Raw genomic sequence first — 20,840 nt, forward strand, 5'->3', positions numbered from 1 at the left:
CCAAGGGTGAGAGCACCGATCAGATCCGCCGCTCGGACCTGCGGCGCCGCCAGAACAGCCCACCGCCGACGACGCCGGCGGTCAGCAGTCCGCTGCCGATCGCGACGTCGGCGGGCGCCGCTCCGCCGACGCTGCCACCGAGACCACCGCTGACACCGCCGATGACGGTGAAGGCGGCGGGCCGGGTCAGCCTTCGGTCTTCACAGCGGGCCGTGATGTCGTACGACCCCGGGCGCGCGTCACGGTCGACGGTGACCGTCGCGATGGACGTGTCGCCGCCCACCCGGCGCAGCAGGGTGGTGCGGAAGACCCGCGAGGAGACCGTGCTGCCGGGCCGCAGGCACGCTTCGCCGTCCACCGTGATCGACAGCTGGCCGCCCCGCGCGATGACACTGGGCCGGACGAGGATGTTCCGCACATCGTGACGGCCGCGGTCATCGAAGCGGTCGTCGAAGCGGTCGTCGAAGCGGCCGTTGTCGTTGAACCGGCCATTGTCATGGAACCGGCCGTTGTCATTGAACCGACCGTTGTCGTTGAACCGACCGATGTCACCCGGGCGGCCGCCACCGACCACGCCACCGCCGCCGACCACCACACCACCGCCACCGACCACGCCACCGCCGCCGACCACCCCGCCACCGACGACGCCACCGCCGCCGACCACCCCGCCGCCACCGACCACGCCACCGCCGCCGACCACCCCGCCGCCACCGACCACGCCACCGCCGTTGTTCAGCCCTGTGCCGTTGCCCGGTCCACCGGGGTTGCCCAGTCGCTCGCTTCCGCTCGGCTCGTCGTTGCTCGGCTCGTTGTTGCCCGACTCATTGCTGCCCGGTTCATTCGATGCCGTCGCCACCGGGGCGGCGAGCCCCACCGCGGCGACCACGGCGGCAGCGACCGCCAGGGCACGAGTTGTACGCATGTGATCCTCCGCGGAAGACGCCCCGGGAACCGTCCCCGGTCGATCGGCGAGAAAGCGCCTCCCATACAGACCCTCAGATGCGGTGCACGGGGACGCATTTCGAGAATGGTCCGTCCTGGTGAGAAGACACGCCGAAGGATTTACACACAATCGGATATTGCCGCAGGTCACGGACCGTCAGAAATTTCCTGCCCTTGGCAACTCGGATGGCTCACCACGCGGATGCCCCGACACCCGTTCGCCCGCGCCCCGTCGCCTGCCGGGCATGCTGCACTTAGCGTTCTGGTATGCGCGACGGACGCGGCGACGGCCGCGTCGAGAGGGGATGGCGAATGTTTGCGTCCGAGGTGGCCGAAGAGGAGGAGCGGCAGAAGAAGCGCGCCCCGTGGGGCGTAATAGCGCTTGTTCTGCTGACCGGCCTCGCGCTCATTCGGAATGGTTCCGGTGAGTTCGACGTGGGCCCTCCACAGCCCGCGACGGCGGCGGCAGCGGACAGCAGGACGCCCGTCGCCACCTTCTCCAACGGGCCCGCCGCGTTGCCGTACTCCGTGGTGGACCGGGTCAGGATCCCGGCGATCCAGGTGGATGCCCCGGTCGTACCGGTGGGTCTTGACTCGGCCGGCTGGGTCGCCGCGCCGCCGCCCGACAATGCCAATCTCGCCGGCTGGTTCACCGGTGCGGTGTCACCCGGCGAGAAGGGCACGTCCGTGATCGTGGGCCATGTGGACAACATGCGGGGACCGGCCGTCTTCTACGGGCTCGGTTCCCTCAAGAAGGGAAACCGGGTCGAGGTTCAGCGAAAGGACGGGAAGACGGCCACATTCGAGATCTACGGCGTCGACGTATTCGCGAAGAACAACTTCCCCGGTGACCGCGTGTACGGCAGCAAGGGCACCCCCGAATTGCGGGTCATCACCTGCGGAGGCGGTTTCTCCAAGCAGCACGGCTACGACGGCAACGTCGTCGTGTTCGCCCGCCTGGTCGAGGTCCGCTGAGACTCCCCGCCGACGGGCCCGGGCGGTGTTCCCGGGCCCGTCGGCGGAGTCGGGGGCGACCGCGCCCGCTCCCCGCTCAGAAGTCCTCGCGGTGCGGCACCGTGAGGTGGTAGCCGGAGTCGAGGAGTTCCGGCAGGTATTCGCGCAGGGCGCGGACGGTCTGGGAGCGGTCGCCGCCCGCGTCGTGGGAGAGGACGACGACGCCGGGGGCGGCGCCCTCCTCCACCCGGTCGACGATGGTGGCGGTGCCCGGGGTGGTCCAGTCCAGGCTGTCGACCGTCCAGGCCAACGGTTCCATGCCGAGGTCGGCGCCGATCTGGAAGGTCGCCCGGTTCCAGGCCCCGTAGGGCGCGCGGAACCAGACGGGCCGTTCGCCGTAGGCGTCCTCGATGACGTCGCTGGTGCGTGCGATCTCGGAGCGGATCTCGGAGCGGCTGAGCTCGGTCAGCAACGGGTGCGTCCAGGTGTGGTTGCCGACGACGTGCCCGTCGTCGGCCATCTCGGCCAGCAGGTCCTTGTTGTCGACGGCCATCTCCCCGCAGACGAAGAACGTCGCCCGTACGTCGTGCTTGCGCAGGGTGCGCAGAATGCTCGGGGTGTAGCGCGGATCGGGTCCGTCGTCGAAGGTCAGCACCATCGTGCGGCCGCGCCCGCTCACCTGCATGATCGGCTCACGCCGGACGGCGGGCTTGCCGGGCGTCCGGCGCGGCGGAGCGAATCCGGTCATGGGCTCGAGGCGGTACGCGGAGGGCTTGAGCGCCTGACGCGCCTGCGGACCCCCGGCCACGGGTGCGCCCCGTACCGGGCTCCCGGCCGGATCCGCGGTGAGGACGCGGGCCGTGCCCGCCGCCCCCGCCGCCCCGAGAACGGCGGCACCGGCGATCAACGCCCGGCGCCGCGTGAGCAGCTGATCCTTTTGCATGACTCATCAGTCGCCCAACGAAGGCGTGGCGCGGCTGAGCAACACCGGTGTGGACTCAGGAAAGCACCCGTTGGGACCAGCTCAGCGCCGACGCACCAGAGGGAACGGCAATGTCTCCCGAATCGTCAGCCCCGTGAGGAACATGACCAGCCGGTCCACGCCGAGGCCGAGCCCCCCGGTCGGCGGCATCGCGTACTCCAGCGCGTCGAGGAAGTCCTCGTCGAGCTCCATCGCCTCGGGATCTCCCCCGGCGGCCCGCAGCGACTGCGCGGTCAGCCGCCGCCGCTGCTCCACGGGGTCGGTCAACTCCGAGTAGGCAGTGCCCAGTTCGGTGCCGAAGGCGACGAGGTCCCAGCGCTCGGCGAGGCGCGGGTCGGTGCGGTGCTGCCGGGTGAGCGGGGAGACGTCGGTCGGGAAGTCCTTGTAGAACGTGGGCAGCAGGGTCTTCTCCTCGACCAGTCGTTCGTACATCTCCAGTACGACGTCACCCTGACCGTCGTCCGGCCGATACGGCACTCCCGCACCGTCGCACAGCCGGTGCAGGTCCGGCACGGACGCGCCGGGGTCCACCTCCTCCCCCAGGGCCTCCGAGATCGCGTCGTACACCGTCTTGACCGGCCACGGGCCGGAGATGTCGTACTCGGTGCCGTCCTTGCGGGCGACGGGCGCGCCGAAGGTGGCGGTCGCGGCGCCCTGGATCAGTTCGCGGGTGAGGTCGAGCATCACGTCGTAGTCGGCGAACGCCTGGTAGGCCTCCAGCATGGTGAACTCGGGGTTGTGCTTGTGGGAGACGCCTTCGTTGCGGAAGGTGCGCCCCAGCTCGAAGACCTTCTCCAGGCCGCCCACGCACAGCCGCTTGAGGTACAGCTCGGGGGCGATGCGGAGGTACATGTTCAGGTCGTAGGCGTTGATGTGGGTGGTGAACGGGCGGGCGTTGGCGCCGCCGTGGATCTGCTGGAGCATCGGCGTCTCGACCTCGAGATAGCCGCGGTCCAGCAGGCCCTGGCGCAGCGCCTGCACGGCGGTGGAGCGGGCCCGCAGGACCTCGCGGGCGTCGGGGCTGGACACCAGGTCGAGATAGCGGCGGCGCACCTTCGCCTCGGGGTCGGCGAGGCCCCGGCGCTTGTCGGGCAGCGGGCGCAGGCATTTGCCGGTGAGCTGCCAGGAGGAGCCGAAGACGGTCGGTTCGCCCAGGTCGCTGACGCCGACGAGGCCCTCGGCGGTGATGTGGTCGCCGATGTCGACGTCCTGGCGGAAGCGTCTGAGCTCGGGTCCGGACTCCAGCCGGGTGAGGGCGAGCTGGAGGTCGCCGGACCAGTCGCGCAGGACGGCGAACACGATCCCGCCGAAGTCCCGTACGAGGACGACGCGCCCGGCGACGGTCACGTGCTGTCCCGCCGGTCCCGCGCGGACCTCGGCGAGGGTGTGGGTGCGGGACGGGACGCCCACCGGGTAGGGGTCGACTCCGTCGGCGCGCAGCCGGTGGAGTGTGCGGTGGCGGAGGCGGATCTGTTCGGGCAGGCCCGCGGTCGGATCGGTGGCCGCCGCCTGCTCGCCCTCGTCGAGGCCGAGGGCCGACAGCGAGGGCAGGCCCGCGGTGCTCGCGGGCTGGGCGCCGCTCCTCGGGTGCCCCTTGCCCCAGAGCTTGCGCAGCGAGGGCACGGAGACGAAGCCCTCGGCGATGCCGGACGCCAGCCCGATGCGGGCGAGGGAGCCGGTGTCGCCGTAGCAGATGAAGCGGGGGTACCACTCGGGCTGGAACTTGGCGTTGGACCGGTAGAGGGCCTCCAGCTGCCACCACCGGGAGAAGAACAGCAGCAGTCCGCGCCAGAGCCGGAGCACCGGCCCCGCACCGATCCGGGCGCCCTCCTCGAAGACCGACCGGAACACCGCGAAGTTGAGGGAGATGCGCCGTACGCCGAACGTCCCGGCCGCCGCGCACACCTCGGCGACCATGAACTCCATGACGCCGTTCGGGGCGCTGCGGTCGCGGCGCATGAGGTCGAGCGAGATGCCGTCCTTGCCCCAGGGCACGAAAGAGAGCAGCGCGAGGAGCTTGCCCTCGGGCGTCAGTGCCTCGACGAGCAGGCAGTCGCCGTCCGTGGGGTCCCCGAGCCGGTCCAGCGCCATGGAGAAGCCGCGCTCGGTCTCGGTGTCGCGCCAGGCGTCCGCCTTGTCGATGAGCTCCTCCATCTCCTCGTCGGTGAGGCTGGAGTGGCGGCGTACCCGGCAGGTGGCGCCCGTGCGCCGCACGCGGTGCACCGCCTGGCGGGTGACACGCATGTCGCGGCCGTCCAGGTCGAAGCCCGCGACGTGCAGGATCGCCTCGTCGCCGAGTTCGAGCGCGCCGAGCCCGGCGCGCGCGAAGGCCTTGGCGCCGTCCTCCGAGGTACCCATCACGGCGGGCGCCCAGGCGTAGCGGCGGGCCAGGTCGAGCCAGGCCTCGATGGCGTGCGGCCAGGCCTCGCGGTCGCCGACGGGGTCGCCGCTGGCCAGGCAGACGCCGGCCTCGACGCGGTAGGTGACGGCGGCCTTGCCGCTGGGCGAGAAGACGACGGCCTTGTCGCGGCGGGTGGCGAAGTAGCCGAGGGAGTCGTCGGCGCCGTACGCCCGCAGGAGGGCGCGGATACGGGCCTCCTCGTCGCCGCGCAGGGCCGCCTCCAGTCGCTGGGAGCGGAAGAGGGTGGCGACGGCGTTGAGCTGGGCGAGGGCGCCGAGGAGGCCGAGGACGAAGAAGAGCTTGCGGGGCGGGCGCCCGCTGAACGAGCTGCTGGGGACCAGCCCGCCGCACACCCGGCTGGCCGCCCACAGCAGCCGTTCTCCCGAGGCCAGTGTGCCGGGGAACCACTCGACCAGGCCCCAGCCGATCAGGATCGCCACGGCGAGTCCGACGAGCAGTACGGCCAGGGCGCGCCATACGGCGCCGCGCCGGGAGTCGGCGTAGAACTCGCGGCGCGCCACGATCAGGAGCACCAGCAGCAGTCCGCAGGCGACGAAGGACGGCAGCGACTCGGCGTACAGGCCCATCGCCAGGCCCACGATGTCGAAGAAGACCAGCAGGCCGAGGTAGACGACGACCAGCCACCAGGCGACCTTCTTGCGGGCGGCGGTCGCGGCGGCGAGCAGGAAGAGGAAGACGGCGTACGCGAGGTTGGCGCTGACCGGGACGATCAACAGGTCGAGGAAGGCCACGACGGGGTGCAGCAGACGGCGCACGGGGGCGAAGAAGGCCAGCAGGACGCACAGCAGCGAGAGGGCGCCGAAGAAGGCCGCGAAGCCTTCGGGCACCTTGCTGAGGAAGCCGACCCGGGACGGCGGTACGGGACCCGTGGCGTCCCTCGGTCCGCGGGCCTCCACGGTGGCGCTCATGGTGTCGACTCTAGGAAGCCCCGGCCGCGGGCGCCCGTCGAGCGTCGTCCCACTCGTCGCCGACGCGGACGGCGGTCGCGGCGGGTCCCGGCGGGCCGTGGGGGGCCGTGCGGACGGACACTTCCCCCGTTCCGTCCCATGCGGGACGCCACGGGCCCGCCCTGCTCCCGACCTGCGGCTTCCGATAGCCTCGGTGGTGTGGCGGAACAGCAACCCTCGCACCGATTCGAGCGTGGCACGGACGGTCCCAAGGTCATCGTCGTCGGCGTGGACGGCTCGGACTCGTCGCTGCGCGCGGCGGCCTACGCCGCCGGGCTGGCCAGGCGGCAGCACGCGCTGCTCGCCCTCGTGTACGTGCAGCCCGTCATGGCCGCGGGAGCGGCGTTCGGGGCGCCGGTCGCCGAGACGACCGACCGGATCGCCGAGGACCTCATCGCACAGATCCGGGAGGCCACCGAGAAGGTCAAGGACATATTCGCGGTGCGCTGGGAGTTCCACACCTTCCGCGGCGATCCCTACAACGGTCTGGTGACGGCGGCGGACGAGCTGAAGGCGGACGCCGTGGTGGTCGGCGCCTCCGAGCAGGCGGGGCACCGGATCATCGGGTCGGTGGCGATCCGGATGGTGAAGGCAGGCCGCTGGCCGGTCACGGTTGTCCCATAGACCCCGTGGGTCCCAGGGACCCCGTGAACTCCGTGGGTCCTACTGCGCCATCATCAGGCCGTCGTGGGCCGCGCCGCGGCTGAGGACCACGTCACGGATGCGGTCGCGTACACCGGCCAGGTCGGCGCCCTGGGCCAGAGCCGCGTTGATGTCGACCACCCGCCCGGCGTCGATGTCGAACAGCTGCGGGACGAACTCCGCCTTCGTGACCTCCCAGCGGCCTCCCTTGCGCGCGGGCGGGGTGAAGGTGAAGCGGGCGAGGGTGCTCTCGTTGCCCCGGGAGTCCTGGATGCCTTGGCGGTTGAACATCTCGCCCGCGATCTGGTCGCCCATCCCGTAGACGACCCACGTGCCGTTGACCTTCTCGTAGGCCTGCGGGACACGCGCGTGCGTGCCGAGGATCAGGTCGATGTCGGGCCGCCCGCCCGTGCGCGAGGCGGTGAGCTCCCGGCTCAGCGTCAGCTGCTGGGTGTTGGGCTGTTCCTGCCATTCGGTGCCCCAGTGCAGGGACACGACGACCACGTCGGCGCCCGCCTTCCTGACGGCCCGGGCGTCCGCGAGGATCCGGTCGCGGTCGATGAGATTGACGCTCCAGGGCTGCCCCTGGGGCATCGGGAAGCCGTCCGTGCCGTAGGTGTAGGCGAGGTGGGCGACCACCGCGTTGCCTGCGCGCATGAGGGTGGGCACATACGCCTCCTGCGCCGTGCGCGCCGATCCCGCGTGCCGTACGCCGGCGAGGTCGAGGGCGTCCAGCGTGCGCCGTACGCCCGCGGCGCCGTCGTCCAGGGAGTGGTTGGAGGCGGTGGAGCAGGCGTCGTACCCGGTCGCCGCGAGCCCGTCGGCCACCTGCGGTGGAATCTTGAAGGCGGGGTTGCCGGTGTGGTCGCCGTCGGATCCGTACACGGTCTCCATGTGACAGATCGCCAGGTCGGCACCGGAGACCAGGGGTTTCACCCCTTCGAACATCGGCAGGAAGTCGTATCCGGTGCCGCCCGCGTCGGCGTTCGCCCGCTCGGTGACCGAGGTGTGCGCCAGCACGTCGCCGGAGGCGACGAGGGTGAAGCCGTGGGAGGTGAGGGGCGCGCCGGGGTGCCCGGTGCTCCGGGCGGACGGCTCCTGGTCGGCCCGGCAGCCGGCGCCCACGACGAGTACGGCCCCGAGAGCGATGGCGGCCAGTCGACTACGTGTGATCATTCCCAGCCTCGATGTAGTCATATTTAAGTAGGAAGTGAGGTAAATCCATCCAATCGAAGGGGTTGAGTCAAGAAGCGACGCGCATCCGTAGCCCGTCCGGCCCTCGGGGAACCGCCCGTCGGGGCGCCACCGGGCCCCGCTGAACCGTTCACCGCGCCGTTCACCGACGGCATCGACCGCCCACCGCAGACCCGTGCTCCGGGCCTGTCCCAGCGGAGCGGCACCCGCTGGCATACACGCCATGACGGCCGGAACCACCACCAAGACGACCGCCGAACACGAGTTGGCCGCGCTGCAGCGCGAGCACGGCCGGCCCCTCTTCGCCCTGCTCCTGCGACTCTCCGACGGCGACCGCCAACGCGCCGAGGATCTGCTGCAGGAGACGCTCGTCCGCGCCTGGCAGCACCCCGAGGCGCTGCGCGCCGACGACTTCGACTCCGTACGCCCCTGGCTGCTCACCGTGGGACGCCGGCTCGCGATCGATGCACGGCGGGCCCGCCAGGCGCGTCCGCCGGAGGTCGGGGACGCGGTGCTGGAAAGCGCGCGGGTCTGCGCGGATCACGCCGAAAGGTCGGCGGCGACGCTCGATGTGCGGGAGGCTGTGAAGACACTCACTCCCGAGCATCGTGAAGTCCTGGTGCTCGTGTACTTCCAGGGGGCGAGTGTGGCGGAGGCCGCCGCGGCGCTCGGGATTCCGCCCGGTACCGTGAAGTCTCGTGCGTACTACGCGCTGCGCGCCCTGCGCCGGGTTCTTCCGGGATACGCGGCCGACCTGCGGTGAAACCGAAGGCCGAGTCAAACCTCCGTAAAGCGCCTTGCTGAGGACCATGGTTGAGCAATCAGCTGTCCTCATCCGTGTTCCGGATTGGGGGGAAACCCCCAAGGGCTCGGGATCGGGCGACGCGCACGCAAACCGGAGGAAGGCAGGAAGGGATGCTGCACAGAGGCCAAGAGAGCACGGACGGCACCGGCGGTGGGGAACTCACCGTCCCCATGGCGTGGTTGTACGCCGAGTACATCGCCGACGAGCTGCTGCGGACCGGCGACCTGATGCCGCCCACGTCCTTCGAGTTCCGCGCCGGGCGTGACGCCCTGGCACTGACCATCTTCCTCTCCGACACTGACGGCGAACTCTCGGGCATCCGGGTCGTCTCGCAGTTGGAGACCTGGCTCTCGCTGACGGCGTACGACCAGCCGTGGCAGGACTGGGTGCGCGAGCACATGGCGCGGTGCTCGGCCGAGGCGGTCGAGTCCGGCGGCCCCGCCCCGGACCTGGAACTGGCGAGGGCGGCCTGGCGCTGGCTGGAGGAGACCGAACTGCTCGCCCCGGACCTGGACGCCGTACCCGGCGGCGGCCCGATCCCGGGCGAGGACGACGGTCCGAAGGTGTGGACACCGGCCTGGCGACTGGGTCTGCCCCTGGGACATCTGGCGATCCATCTCTTCTGATCGCCACGACCGGGCGGACCGCCGGTAACCCCTGTTCAGGGCTCCGCACTCCGCCAAACAAGTTTTCCGCACAACTTTTTTCGGGCTCGCACCAATCCGCGAGCCCGCCCGCTCCGAATGTCTTGGCCGCGATTCCGAACGAGTCTTGAGTGATTCGACGGTCTGGTGCGTACCCGTGGGCAACAGCAACACCACTCCCACCCCCGCACCATCGCCACGAGGATTCGGTATTCGGTATGAGGTCCCTGGAACGGCATCGCGACGTCGGCGCCTACGCGCTCGGCGTGCTGGACGAGGCGGAGGCGTTCCGCTTCGAGGATCACCTCATGGAGTGCCCCCAGTGCGCGGCGCACGTGAGTGAGTTCAGGCCCGCCACGCGGCAGCTGATGCTGTACCGGCACGCCACCCCGCGCTCCGTGCACCCCTTCGCCGCCCCCGGGCCGCGCCTGATGGACAAACTCCTCAGTGAGGTGGCGACCCGGCACCGGGCCGGGCGCAGGCGCTGGTTGTACGCGGTGGCCGCCGCCGTGGTGCTCGCGGTGGGCGGTCCGTCGATCGCGATGGTCACGTCGCACGGTTCCGGGTCCCAGACGGCGGCGGTCGCGTCGACGGACGCGCAGACCGGCGTATGGGCCAAGGTCACCACCGCGGACCGCATCTGGGGCAGCCAGGTCCAGGTCGAGGTCAAGGACGCCGGGGGCCCGCGCCCCTGTCAGCTCGTCGCCATCGGCAAGGACGGTTCTCAGCAGACGGTGACGAGTTGGATGGTGCCCGCGCACAACGGCGAGGCGACCACCCTGCAGGGCGGCGCCGCGCTCAAGTCCGACGAGATCAGCCGGTTCGAGGTGCGCACGACGGACGGCAAGCACCTGGTGACCGTCACGCCCCACTGATCCCGGGCTGTTCCCCGCTGCTCCCGGACTATTTGAGCAGCCGGGACAACCGGCGGTCCGCGAGTGGCTTGCCTCCCGTCTGGCAGGTCGGGCAGTACTGCAGCGAGGAGTCGCTGAAGGAGACCTCGCGGATGGTGTCGCCGCACACCGGGCAGGGCTCGCCCGTTCTGCCGTGCACCCGCAGCCCGCTCTTCTTCTCCGCCTTGAGGCGCCCCGCGGCCAGCCCGTGGGAGCGCTCCACCGCGTCGGTGAGCGTGGAGCGCAGCGCCTCGTAGAGACGGGTCGTCTCCTCGGGGGTCAGTGAGGCGGCCAGCTTGAAGGGGGACATCCTGGCGGCGTGCAGGATCTCGTCGCTGTACGCGTTCCCCACGCCGGCGATCAGGCTCTGGTCCCGGAGTGCGCCCTTGAGTTGGCGGCGCTCATCCGCGAGCAGCCGGGCGAACCGTTCCTCGTCGAAGTCGGCGGCGAGCGGGTCCGGGCCGAGGCGGACCACACCGGGGATCTCCGCCGGGTCCCTGACGACGTACACCGCGAGTCTCTTCTGTGTGCCGGCCTCGGTGAGGTCGAAGCCCTCGCCGGTCTCCAGGGCGACACGCAGCGCGAGCGGGCCCTTGCCGGGGCGGGGCGGGCCGTCGGGCAGCGTGTCCCTCCAGTGCAGCCAGCCCGCGCGGGCCAGGTGGGTCACGAAGTGCAGTCCGTCGGCCTCGATGTCGAGGAACTTGCCGAGCCGGCGCACGGCGGTCACCTCACGGCCCTCGAAGGCGGTCACGGGCGGGTCGTAGGTCTTCAGGACGCTGATGGCGACGGGCAGCACGCGCACGACCTCGCGGCCGACGAGATGGTCGGCCAGGAAGTCCTTGAGCGCTTCGACCTCTGGCAGTTCCGGCATGGCTCCAGAGTGCCACCCGCCACCGACAACACCAGCCGAACCGCCCACCTCCTGAGGCGACGGCGGCCGGTCCCCCGCCGCACCCGGTCAGTCCCGTTCCGGGACCAGGAACTCGCACCACACGCACTTGCCGCCGCCGCGCGCCTCCACGCCCCAGACGTCGGCGAGGCGGTCGACCAGGAGGAGTCCGCGGCCGGAGACACCGGACTCGCCCGCCTCGCGGCGGCGCGGCAGGGCGCTGGAGGAGTCCTCGACCTCCGCGCGCAGCCGGCGGTCCGGGCCGCTGAGGACCCGCAGGGTGACGATCGCGGCGCCTTCGGTGTGCATGAGGGCGTTGGTGATCAGCTCGTCGGCGACCAGTTCGACATCGTCGGCGCGCTCTCCCCCGCCCCAGGCGCGGACCGCGGCCCGGATCATGTGCCGGGCCTCGGTGAGCGCGTCGGGGTCGCCGGGCGCGACATGCTGCTGGAGCCGCCCGCCGGACTGCTGGGGCCCGGGGCCCCGGCGGCGCAGCGCCAGCAGGGCCACGTCGTCGTCGCCGCCGCGTTCCTCGGCCACGTCGATGAGCCGGTCGGCGAGGTCGCGTACATCATCCGGGCCCGAGCGGATCAGCTCCAGGAGGGTGTGCATGCCCTCGTCGAGGTCGACGCCGGGCTGCTCGACCAGGCCGTCGGTGCACAGCACCAGGGTCTGCCCGGGGTCCAGTTCGACCGTGTCGACGGGGTATTCGAGGCGCCCGAACAAGGCGGACAGACCGAGCGGCAGGCCCCCTGTGACGGACTGCCGGCGGCAGGTGCCGTCGTTCTGCCGGATCACCGGGTCGATGTGGCCGGCCCGCACCAGCTGGACGACTCCGGTGGACAGGTCGGCCTCCGCGTACAGGCAGGTCGCGAAGCGGTCGGTGTCGAGTTCGTGCAGGAAGACCGAAGCGCGGGCCATCACGGTGGCGGGGGTGTGCCCCTCGGCGGCGTAGGCCCGCAGCACGATCCGCAACTGGCCCATGACTGCGGCGGCGTGGGTGTCGTGGCCCTGGACGTCCCCGATGACGGCGCCGACGCGACCGCCGGGCAGCGGGATCACGTCGTACCAGTCGCCGCCGATGTCCCGGCCGAGGGAGGCGGATCGGTAGCGGACGGCGATGTCGGCGCCGGGCACGTTCGGTATGGAGCGCGGCAGCATGGCCTGCTGGAGGCCCTGCGCGAGGTCCTTCTCCTGCTCGTAGAACATGGCCCGCTGGAGGCTCTGGGCGATGCTGCTGCCGAGCGCGACGAGGACGTTGCGCTCCTCCGAGGAGAAGCCGCGCCGGTCGTTGTAGAGCAGTCCCATCGCGCCGATGGGGCGGGCCTGCGCGATGAGCGGCAGGTAGGCGGCCGAGGTGATCTTGAGGTCGGTGATGTGCGGCCACAGCAGCGGATACGAGTCGGAGAAGTCCTCGGGCGAGTCGATGAAGCGCGGGGCGAGGGTGCGTACGACCTCGCTCATCGGGTACTGCTCGTCGATGCGGGTGACCATGGTGCCGGGGACGAAGCTGCCCTCGGGGCCCTCGGCGACCAGCCGTATGCGTCCGGCCTCGACCAGGCCCATGACCAGGCTCGTCGCGCCGAGATGGGTGAGGCCGTGGGAGTCCTTGAGGACGTCGATGACGTCCTGGACGGTGCGGGCGTGGGCGAGGGCGGCCGTGGTGATCTGCACGACGTTCGTCTGCTGGCGCCGCGCCTCGTCCTGGGCCGCCTGTTCGCGGCGCGCCGCGCTCTCGCCGAGCTCCTGCGTGGCGTCGCGGACGATGCCGATGATCCGGCGCGGCCGGCCCGTCCCGTCGCGGCGGATGTAGCCCTGGGTGTGGGTCCAGCGCAGTGAGCCGTCGCGGCAGCGGATGCGGAAGTAGGCGCCGTAGTTCTCGCTGCCGTCCTTGAGGGCGTGCGAGACCAGCGTGTCGAGACGGATCCCCTCGGTCGCGGGCACCCGCAGGGACAGGGTCTCGGGGCGGCCGTCGTACTCCTCGGGACGCACGTCGAAGACTTCGTGGGCCTGGGCGTCCATCTGCATCAGACCGGAGTCCAGGTCCCAGTCGAAACTGCCCATGCGGTTGAGCGCCAGGATCGGATCCGGGTGGGCGGGCCAGTCGTCCGGGAGTGACAGGGCGCTCGCTCCCCGATCAACCATGCGCCCACCTTGCCAGCATTCGGCCGATTATTCGACTTCAGGGGAGTCCGGTACGCGGCTTCGGGGGAGTCCGGATTCGGGCTCCCCCGGCCGCTCGACGCTCAGCCGTCGAAGACGTCCGTCGGGGTGTCGAAGACGGTGTCCGCATCGGGCGACTCGTCGGGGATCAGACCACCGCCGTCGGGCAGGTCGGGGATCTCCGGAACGGTGTCGGGGCCGATCTCGTCCTCCGAGGGGTCCAGCGGGGCGAGGGGGTCCTGCGGGACGTTCCGGTCGATCTCCGTGGAGTCGGGGGCGGGGGTCCACGGCACCAGGGGCGGCAGGGAGATGTCGGGCCGTGGGGTCGGCGAGGCGGGCGGCGGGGCGGTCGTGGTGGGCGGGAGACAGTTCGACACCGCGGCCACGGGCGCCTCCGCCGGCATGCCCGGGGTTCCCTCCGGGGTGACGGTCAGGGTGGGCGCCACACAGTCGGGCGGCGCGTCCGCCAAGGGGCCCGTCCGCGGGCTGTGCTCCGGGACCGTGCTCGGGCTTGTACCGGGACTCGTACCGGGGCTCGCACTGGGGCTTGTGCCAGGGCTTGCGTCGGGGCGACGGCCGGGGCTCGCGGCCGAGACCGGTGGCCGCAGGACGACGTCCCGGTGACCGTCGTCCCCGATCCGCCGTTCGATCCACCTGTTGTCGGCGATGTCGATGATCGTGACGTTCCTGATCGCGGCGGACGCCGGGGTCACGACGACAACGTTGCCAGGACGGAAACCGGACCAGGGCTGCCCCTGGGTCCCCGGGGTCGCCCTGGACACGACGGGCGGGCTCAGCGGATTGCCGCCGGCGCAGCGCACACGCGGCACGCCCCGGTTGTCGACGAGGACCGCGGTGCCCCGCTGGAGCACCGACTGGAAGCTGGTCGCCCGGCCGTCACGGAAGCCGTGGTCGGTGACCTGCGTGTCGGCGCGCAGCACGACCGAGGTCAGACCGCGCAGGAAGTCCGGGACGGCCGCCTGCGCGACGCCCGCCGCCTGCGCGAAGGAGCGCGCCTTGCCGGGGTCCGAGGAGAGGAAGCCGATCTGCTTCCCGACGTCACAGCTGCCGACGGCCCGGGTGCCGCCGTAGAGGCCGGGTGTGGAGCCGGGAAAGGAGCGCACGCCCTGCGGGGCGGAGCCACGGTTCGCGGGTGTCGCCGGGTACGGCATTCGGGTGATGAACGGCGAGTCGGCGGCCGTGGACGCGGTGAACGGGTCGCGGCCGCCGCCGGCGACCGGCTGCAGGACGACCTCACCCCCGTCGGCCCCGGACGCCGCGCTCTCGCCGCCTCGGCCGCCGCACCCGGCGACGAGGAGCGCCGCCGAGAGCGCGCAGGCCATGACCAAGGCCCGGGTGGGTATGTGCACCACGCTGTTCTCCTGTCGCACCACGTTCTCCCGTTGCACTGCTTCCTCCCGTTGCACCACGACCTCCCGGCCATTCCGGGGTTTTCGTCCACTATTGTCTGTGTCGCCCAGTTGGCTCACGCAAGCGGAGACGGTCACCCAGCGTCACAATGGAAGACAAGGGAAGAGGAGTGGCTCGCGTGGAGTGGTTCGTCGCCCCCGACTACTGGCTGAGCCGGCTGGTCTTCCAGCGGGCTCTGGCCGTGGTCTACGTCGTCGCCTTCCTGGGCGCAACGCTCCAGTTCCGTGCGCTGATCGGGGAGCGGGGGATGCTTCCGGTGCCGCGGTTCCTTGCGCGGGTCGCCTTCCGCGATGCCCCGAGCGTGTTCCACCTGCGCTACTCGGACCGCTTCTTCGCGGCCTGGGCCTGGGCCGGCTGCGCGGTGTCGGTGGCGCTGGTCGCCGGCCTGGACCAGTGGCTCCCGCTCTGGGGGGCCATGGTGCTCTGGCTGGTGCCCTGGGCGATGTACCTGTCGATCGTCAACGTGGGCCAGACCTGGTACGCGTTCGGCTGGGAGTCCCTGCTCCTGGAGGTCGGTTTCCTCGCCGTGTTCCTCGGCAACGACGAGGTGGCCCCGCCGGTCGTCGTCCTCTTCCTGCTGCGCTGGGTGCTGTTCCGCGTGGAGTTCGGCGCCGGGCTGATCAAGATGCGCGGGGACGCCTGCTGGCGGGAGCTGACCTGCCTCGACTACCACCACGAGACCCAGCCGATGCCGGGACCGCTGAGCTGGTTCTTCCACCATCTCCCCAAGCCCTTCCACCGGGTCGAGGTGGCGGCGAACCACTTCACCCAGCTCGTCGTGCCCGTCCTCCTGTTCACCCCGCAGCCGATCGCGACGGCGGCAGCGTCGCTGATGGTCCTCACCCAGATCTGGCTGGTCCTGTCCGGCAACTTCTCCTGGCTGAACTGGACCACCATCGTGCTGGCCCTCTCCGCGATCGAGTTCCCCACCACTCCCCCGCACGTGGCCGGCCCACCCCTCTGGTACGAGATCGTGGTCCTCGCGGTCGCCACGGGCCTGGTGGCCCTCAGCTACCGCCCCGCCCGCAACATGATCTCCCGGCGCCAGGTCATGAACCGCTCCTTCGACCCGCTGCACCTGGTCAACACCTACGGCGCGTTCGGCAGCGTCAGCCGGGTGCGCCACGAGGTGGTCGTCGAGGGCACGGCGGACCCCGTGCCGCGGGAGGACTCGGAGTGGAAGGAGTACGAGTTCAAGGGAAAGCCGGGCGATCTTCGCCACTGGCCGCGCCAGTACGCGCCGTACCATCTGCGGCTCGACTGGCTGATGTGGTTCGCGGCGCTCTCCCCCGCGTACGCCGCCTCGTGGTTCACGGGCCTGGTCGAACGGCTCCTGGAGAACGACCGCGACACGCTACGGCTGTTGCGCCGCTGTCCGTTCCCGGCGGACGCACCGCCCCGGTACGTCCGCGCCCGCCTCTACCGCTACCGCTACACGACGTGGCACGAGCTGCGGGAGACGGGTGCGTGCTGGCACCGGACGTATGTGCGGGAGTTCCTGCCGCCGATGCGGCTGGAGTGGGTGGATCAGAGCCGGTAGACCGGACGTGGCGGATCGGACGGGTGGATCAGAGCCGGTAGACCCGGGTGGCGGTGCCGCCGAAGACCTCGGCGCGTTCCGCCGCGCCAAGTCCCCCGGTCAACTCCTCGGCCGCATCGACCACTTGTCCGTACGACGCCGCCAGCGTGCACACCGGCCAGTCGGAGCCGAACATCAGCCGGCCGGGTCCGAAGGCGTCCAGGACCGTGTCCGCGTAGGGGCGCAGCCCGTCGACCGTCCACTTCGCGTGGTCCGCCTCGGTCACCATGCCGGAGAGTTTGCACACGGTGTTGGGGAGCGCGGCCAGCGCCCGGACGGCCGTCGCCCAGGGCCGCAGCGCGCCCGTGGCGATCGGTGGCTTGCCCAAGTGGTCGAGGACGAAGGTGAGTCCGGGGTGGCCGGCGGCGGCCCGGACACAGGCCGACAGCTGGTGCGGCAGCACGACCAGGTCGTAGACGAGGCCCGCCTCGGCGACGGCGGCGAGCCCCTCCCGTACGTCCGGACGCAGCAGCCACTCCGGGTCGGGCTCGCCCTGTACCTGGTGGCGGATGCCCTTGAGCCGGCGGCCGCCCGGCAGCTCCCGCAGCCGGGCCAGCTCCTCGGCGACGTCCGGCCGGGTCAGGTCGGTCCAGCCGACCACACCCGCGATCAGCTCGCTCTGCGCCGCGAGGGCGAGGAACTCCGGGGTCTCCTCGGGCACGGTGATCGTCTGTACGAGGACCGTGCGGTCGACGCCGGCGGCGCGTGCCTGCGGTGCGAGGTCCGCCACGCCGAAATCACGTCGCAGTGGCTGGAGTTCGGGCCCGGTGATCCAGTCCTGGTCGCGGATCGAGAGGTCCCACACATGGTGGTGCGCGTCCACCCTCACGGCAGCTCCCACACGACGGGCAGCCCCGCCTGAGCGCCCTCGCTCGAGTAGTCGTGGACGACGTCGAGGAGTTCGGCCATGCGCGCCTGCCAGGCGATGTTGACCGGCAGTTTCTCCAGTTCGGCGAGTAGGCGCTCGTAGTCCTCGCACTCCAGGACGTGGAAGAGGTCGGTGCCGCTGCGCCAGATCGTCCAGGAGGTGGCTCCGGCGGCGCGGATGGCCGTGGTGAGCTCCTCGGGGACCTCCCGGTGGGCGGCCTCGTACGCGGCGACGCGGTCCGCGCGGACCTTGGTGTGCAGGGCGACTCTCATGACGGGTCCTGTGGGGGTACGGGTACGGGGGCGTCCTCGGGCAGCAGCTTCGCCTCGCGCAGTTCCCGCCAGAAGTCCTCCGGCACCGGGGTCGTGAACTGCTCGACGCAGTCGCGGACTTCGTGCGCCGAGCGGGCGCCGGCCAGGACGCTCGCGACGGCCGGGTGGGCGGCGGGAAAGGCCAGCGCGGCGGCGCGCAGGGTGGTGCCGTGCCGCTCCGCGATCTCCTTCAGTCGCAGGGCGCGGTCCAGCAACTCCGCCGGAGCGGTCGCGTAGTCGTACGTCGCTCCGGGCCTCGGGTCGGCCAGCAGGCCGGAGTTGAAGGCGCCACCGATGACCACCGAGGTGCCGCGCTCCTGGGCGGCGGGCAGCAGTTCGGTCAGCGCGGCGTGGTCGAGCAGGGTGTAGCGGCCCGCGCACAGCACCACGTCCACGTCCGTGTCGCGGACGAAGCGGGTGAGCATCTCGGCCTGGTTCATGCCCGCGCCGATCGCGCCGACCACGCCTTCCGAGCGCAGCCGCTCCAGGGCCGGATAGCCCTCCTGGAAGGCCTGCTCGGCGTGGTCGTCCGGGTCGTGGAGGTAGACGATGTCCACGCGGTCGAGGCCCAGGCGTTCGAGGCTGGCCTCGATGCCGCGTCGTACGCCCTCGGCACTGAAGTCCCAGACGCGCCGGTGCGTGGCGGGCACCGCGAAGCCGTCGGCGAGGTCGTCGCCGCCCGCGTCCGCGCCCGTGGGTTCCAGCAGGCGGCCCACCTTGGTGGACAGGCTGTACTCGGCGCGGGGGCGATCGCGCAGGGCCGCGCCGAGACGGCGTTCGGAGAGGCCGATGCCGTAGTGCGGGGCGGTGTCGAAGGAGCGGATGCCCCCGGACCAGGCGGCGTCGACGGTCTCGTGCGCCTGTTCCTCGCTGACGGCGGTGAACAGGTTGCCGATGCCCGCGGCGCCGAAGGACAGGGCACTGACCTCGACACCGCTGTTCCCGAGCGTGCTCCTTCCGAGCGTGCTCACTGGCCCACCGGCCGCAGTCGCAGTCCCTGCATGCCGCCGTCCACGGCGAGGGCGATGCCGGTGGTGGCGCCGGACAGCGGGCTCGCCAGGTAGGCGATGGCGCCCGCGACCTCGTCCGCCGAGACGAGCCGGCCGGAGGGCTGGCGGGCCTCCAGCGCGGCCCGTTCGGCGGCCGGGTCGGCGGCGGCGTCGAGGAGGCGGCCGACCCAGGGGGTGTCGGCGGTGCCGGGGTTCACACAGTTGACGCGGACGCCCTCGCGGAGGTGGTCGGCGGCCATCGCCAGGGTGAGGGAGAGGACGGCGCCCTTGGTGGCGGAGTACAGGGCGCGCTGCGGGAGCCCGGCGGTGGCGGCGATGGAGCAGGTGTTCACGATCGCCGCGTGCGCGGATTCCCGCAGGTGGGGCAGGGCGGCGCGGGCGGCACGGACCATGCCGACGACATTGACGTCCAGGACCCGGTGCCACTCGTCGTCGGCGTTGTCCTCGACGGTGCCCTGGGCGCCGATCCCGGCGTTGTTGACCAGCACGTCGAGTCCACCGAGGTCCGCGACGGCCGCGGCCACGGCCACGCGTACGGAGGCGTCGTCGGTGACGTCGGCGCGGAAACCGAGCAGGGGCTTTTCGACCGTCGAGGGGTCCAGGTCGAGGACGGCGACCCGCGCCCCACGGGCGGCGAGCAGCTCGGCGGTGGCGCGGCCGATGCCGGAGGCGCCACCGGTCACCAGCGCCTTGAGTCCTTCGAAGTCGGCACTCACGCCGCTTCCCCCTTCTGCTTGTCGCTCTGCCGGCTGTCGGACTTCTGGTGGGCGAGGTCGGCGGCCCAGAAGGTGCCGCCGGGGTAGGTGAACTCCGCGATGGACTGCGGCCGCATGGTCGCGGAGAAGCCCGGCGCGGTGGGTGCCGTGTAGTGACCCTGCCTGATCACCACCGGGTCGAGGAAGTGGTCGTGCAGATGGTCGACGTATTCGATGACCCGGTCGTCGGTGGTGCCGGAGAGCGCCACGAAGTCGAACATCGACAGGTGCTGGACGAGTTCGCACAGGCCGACCCCGCCGGCATGCGGGCAGACGGGCACGCCGAACTTGGCCGCGAGGAGCAGGATGGCGAGGTTCTCGTTGACGCCGGCGACGCGGGCGGCGTCGATCTGCAGGACGTCGATGGCGCCGGCCTGGAGGAGCTGTTTGAAGACGACACGGTTCTGGACGTGTTCGCCGGTGGCGACCTTGACGGGGGCGACGGCCTCGCGGACGGCGGCGTGGCCGAGGACGTCGTCGGGGCTCGTGGGCTCCTCGATCCAGTAGGGCTCGAACTCGGCGAGGGCCTTGGTCCAGGTGATCGCCTCGTCCACGTTCCAGCGCTGGTTGGCGTCGATGGCGATCCGGATGTCGGGGCCGACCACCGAGCGGGCGACCCGGCAGCGGCGTACGTCGTCCGCGAGATCGGCACCCACCTTCAGCTTGATCTGCCGGAACCCGTCGGCGACGGCCTCGGCGGCGAGGCGGGTGAGCTTCTCGTCGCTGTAGCCGAGCCAGCCGGGCGAGGTGGTGTAGGCGGGGAAGCCCCTCTCCCGGAGGATCGTGGCGCGCTCGGCGGCGCCCTCCCGGCCACGACGGAGCAGTTCGAGCGCCTCCTCGGGGGTGAGGGCGTCCGTGAGGTAGCGGAAGTCGACCTGGCGGACCAGCCACTCCGGTTCGGCATCGGCGAGCAGCTGCCACAGGGGCTTCCCGGCACGCTTGGCGGCCAGGTCCCACACGGCGTTGACGACGGCGCCGATCGCCATGTGCATCACGCCCTTCTCGGGCCCGAGCCAGCGCAGCTGGCTGTCCCCGATCAGGTCCCGGGCGAGGGAGCCCGGGTCCGCGCACAGCTCGTCGACCGAGCGTCCGACCACATGCCCGCGCAGCGCCTCGATCGCGGCGACCTGGACGTCGTTGCCCCGCCCGATGGTGAAGGTGAAGCCGTGCCCCTCCGGGCAGTCGGCCGCGTCGCCGCGCAGCACGACGTACGCCGCCGAGTAGTCGGGGTCCGGATTCATCGCGTCGGAGCCGTCGAGCTCGCGCGAGGTGGGGAAACGGATGTCGTAGGTGTCGACCGCGGTGATACGGGCGGCAGTTGGGGACACGGGAGGCCTTTCGGTCCGGGACAGGGGCGTACGGAGGGGTTCCGTGGATCCGTGGGTCCTTGGATCCGTACGAAGACGAAG

General features: G+C 71.5%; 18 protein-coding genes. 6 read left to right on the forward strand and 12 right to left on the reverse strand.

All coding sequences use genetic code 11. The features are described 5' to 3' along the window. Positions 1-19: 19 nt before the first annotated feature. Positions 20-922 carry a hypothetical protein gene (locus ACZ7M2_RS23750; RefSeq protein ID WP_471596935.1) on the reverse strand — a complete coding sequence of 301 codons (903 nt, stop codon included), beginning with the start codon at positions 920-922 and terminating at the stop codon, positions 20-22. A 332-nt stretch (positions 923-1,254) separates the two neighbouring features. Between ACZ7M2_RS23750 and ACZ7M2_RS23755 the strand changes: the two genes are divergently transcribed. Next, positions 1,255-1,917, forward strand: coding sequence for a class F sortase (locus ACZ7M2_RS23755; RefSeq protein WP_352049893.1), 663 nt, complete (start codon positions 1,255-1,257; stop codon positions 1,915-1,917). A gap of 76 nt (positions 1,918-1,993) precedes the next feature. On the opposite strand, the gene ACZ7M2_RS23760 is transcribed toward ACZ7M2_RS23755, so the two are convergent. Both ACZ7M2_RS23760 and lysX read right to left on the reverse strand, forming a co-directional pair. Then, positions 1,994-2,839 carry a polysaccharide deacetylase family protein gene (locus ACZ7M2_RS23760; protein WP_471596936.1) on the reverse strand — a complete coding sequence of 282 codons (846 nt, stop codon included), beginning with the start codon at positions 2,837-2,839 and terminating at the stop codon, positions 1,994-1,996. Between the two features lie 81 nt (positions 2,840-2,920). Then, the gene (gene lysX / locus ACZ7M2_RS23765; protein WP_471596937.1) at positions 2,921-6,208 is read right to left on the reverse strand and encodes a bifunctional lysylphosphatidylglycerol synthetase/lysine--tRNA ligase LysX; all 3,288 of its coding nucleotides are present in this window, start codon (positions 6,206-6,208) and stop codon (positions 2,921-2,923) included. Positions 6,209-6,406: 198 nt separating this feature from the next. Here lysX and ACZ7M2_RS23770 point away from each other — a divergent pair, with 198 nt between their 5' ends. Beyond that, positions 6,407-6,871 carry a universal stress protein gene (locus ACZ7M2_RS23770; protein ID WP_471596938.1) on the forward strand — a complete coding sequence of 155 codons (465 nt, stop codon included), beginning with the start codon at positions 6,407-6,409 and terminating at the stop codon, positions 6,869-6,871. 39 nt (positions 6,872-6,910) lie between these two features. Here the strand turns inward: ACZ7M2_RS23770 and ACZ7M2_RS23775 are convergent, their stop codons facing one another. Then, the gene (locus ACZ7M2_RS23775; RefSeq protein WP_471596939.1) at positions 6,911-8,065 is read right to left on the reverse strand and encodes a CapA family protein; all 1,155 of its coding nucleotides are present in this window, start codon (positions 8,063-8,065) and stop codon (positions 6,911-6,913) included. A gap of 241 nt (positions 8,066-8,306) precedes the next feature. On the opposite strand from ACZ7M2_RS23775, the gene ACZ7M2_RS23780 reads away from it, so the two are divergent. The 3 genes from ACZ7M2_RS23780 (at position 8,307) to ACZ7M2_RS23790 (ending at position 10,407) form a co-directional block, all read left to right on the forward strand. Beyond that, entirely contained in the window at positions 8,307-8,846 is a 540-nt protein-coding gene (locus ACZ7M2_RS23780) for a sigma-70 family RNA polymerase sigma factor (protein WP_060899753.1), read from the forward strand. A 152-nt stretch (positions 8,847-8,998) separates the two neighbouring features. Next, a complete protein-coding gene (locus tag ACZ7M2_RS23785; protein WP_471596940.1) occupies positions 8,999-9,514 on the forward strand; it encodes a hypothetical protein in 516 nt (171 codons plus the stop codon). A 236-nt stretch (positions 9,515-9,750) separates the two neighbouring features. After that, positions 9,751-10,407, forward strand: coding sequence for an anti-sigma factor family protein (locus ACZ7M2_RS23790; protein WP_352049899.1), 657 nt, complete (start codon positions 9,751-9,753; stop codon positions 10,405-10,407). 28 nt (positions 10,408-10,435) lie between these two features. Here the strand turns inward: ACZ7M2_RS23790 and ACZ7M2_RS23795 are convergent, their stop codons facing one another. The 3 genes from ACZ7M2_RS23795 to ACZ7M2_RS23805 form a co-directional block, all read right to left on the reverse strand. Further along, a complete protein-coding gene (locus tag ACZ7M2_RS23795) occupies positions 10,436-11,296 on the reverse strand; it encodes an Fpg/Nei family DNA glycosylase (protein ID WP_471596941.1) in 861 nt (286 codons plus the stop codon). Positions 11,297-11,383: 87 nt separating this feature from the next. Further along, complete coding sequence (locus ACZ7M2_RS23800; RefSeq protein ID WP_471596942.1) at positions 11,384-13,459, reverse strand: SpoIIE family protein phosphatase; 2,076 nt, start codon at positions 13,457-13,459, stop codon at positions 11,384-11,386. Between the two features lie 101 nt (positions 13,460-13,560). Beyond that, complete coding sequence (locus tag ACZ7M2_RS23805; RefSeq protein WP_471596943.1) at positions 13,561-14,850, reverse strand: DUF6777 domain-containing protein; 1,290 nt, start codon at positions 14,848-14,850, stop codon at positions 13,561-13,563. A gap of 176 nt (positions 14,851-15,026) precedes the next feature. Here ACZ7M2_RS23805 and ACZ7M2_RS23810 point away from each other — a divergent pair, with 176 nt between their 5' ends. Beyond that, positions 15,027-16,448, forward strand: a complete 1,422-nt coding sequence (locus ACZ7M2_RS23810) for a lipase maturation factor family protein (protein ID WP_471596944.1) — start codon at positions 15,027-15,029, stop codon at positions 16,446-16,448. Positions 16,449-16,476: 28 nt separating this feature from the next. Here the strand turns inward: ACZ7M2_RS23810 and ACZ7M2_RS23815 are convergent, their stop codons facing one another. The 5 genes from ACZ7M2_RS23815 to ACZ7M2_RS23835 are packed head-to-tail and all read right to left on the reverse strand — an operon-like array spanning position 16,477 to position 20,759. Beyond that, the gene (locus ACZ7M2_RS23815; RefSeq protein ID WP_471596945.1) at positions 16,477-17,316 is read right to left on the reverse strand and encodes an amidohydrolase family protein; all 840 of its coding nucleotides are present in this window, start codon (positions 17,314-17,316) and stop codon (positions 16,477-16,479) included. Beyond that, entirely contained in the window at positions 17,313-17,627 is a 315-nt protein-coding gene (locus ACZ7M2_RS23820; RefSeq protein ID WP_403698236.1) for an L-rhamnose mutarotase, read from the reverse strand. The genes ACZ7M2_RS23815 and ACZ7M2_RS23820 overlap by 4 nt, the downstream gene beginning before the upstream one ends. Next, a complete protein-coding gene (locus ACZ7M2_RS23825; protein ID WP_471596946.1) occupies positions 17,624-18,637 on the reverse strand; it encodes an aldo/keto reductase in 1,014 nt (337 codons plus the stop codon). Before ACZ7M2_RS23825 ends, ACZ7M2_RS23820 begins: the two co-directional genes overlap by 4 nt. Further along, positions 18,634-19,392, reverse strand: coding sequence for an SDR family NAD(P)-dependent oxidoreductase (locus ACZ7M2_RS23830; protein WP_471596947.1), 759 nt, complete (start codon positions 19,390-19,392; stop codon positions 18,634-18,636). The genes ACZ7M2_RS23825 and ACZ7M2_RS23830 overlap by 4 nt, the downstream gene beginning before the upstream one ends. Further along, complete coding sequence (locus ACZ7M2_RS23835; RefSeq protein ID WP_471596948.1) at positions 19,389-20,759, reverse strand: L-fuconate dehydratase; 1,371 nt, start codon at positions 20,757-20,759, stop codon at positions 19,389-19,391. Before ACZ7M2_RS23835 ends, ACZ7M2_RS23830 begins: the two co-directional genes overlap by 4 nt. Positions 20,760-20,840 lie beyond the last annotated feature (81 nt).

The sequence above is a fragment of the Streptomyces sp. NPDC111507 genome, assembly GCF_055638955.1.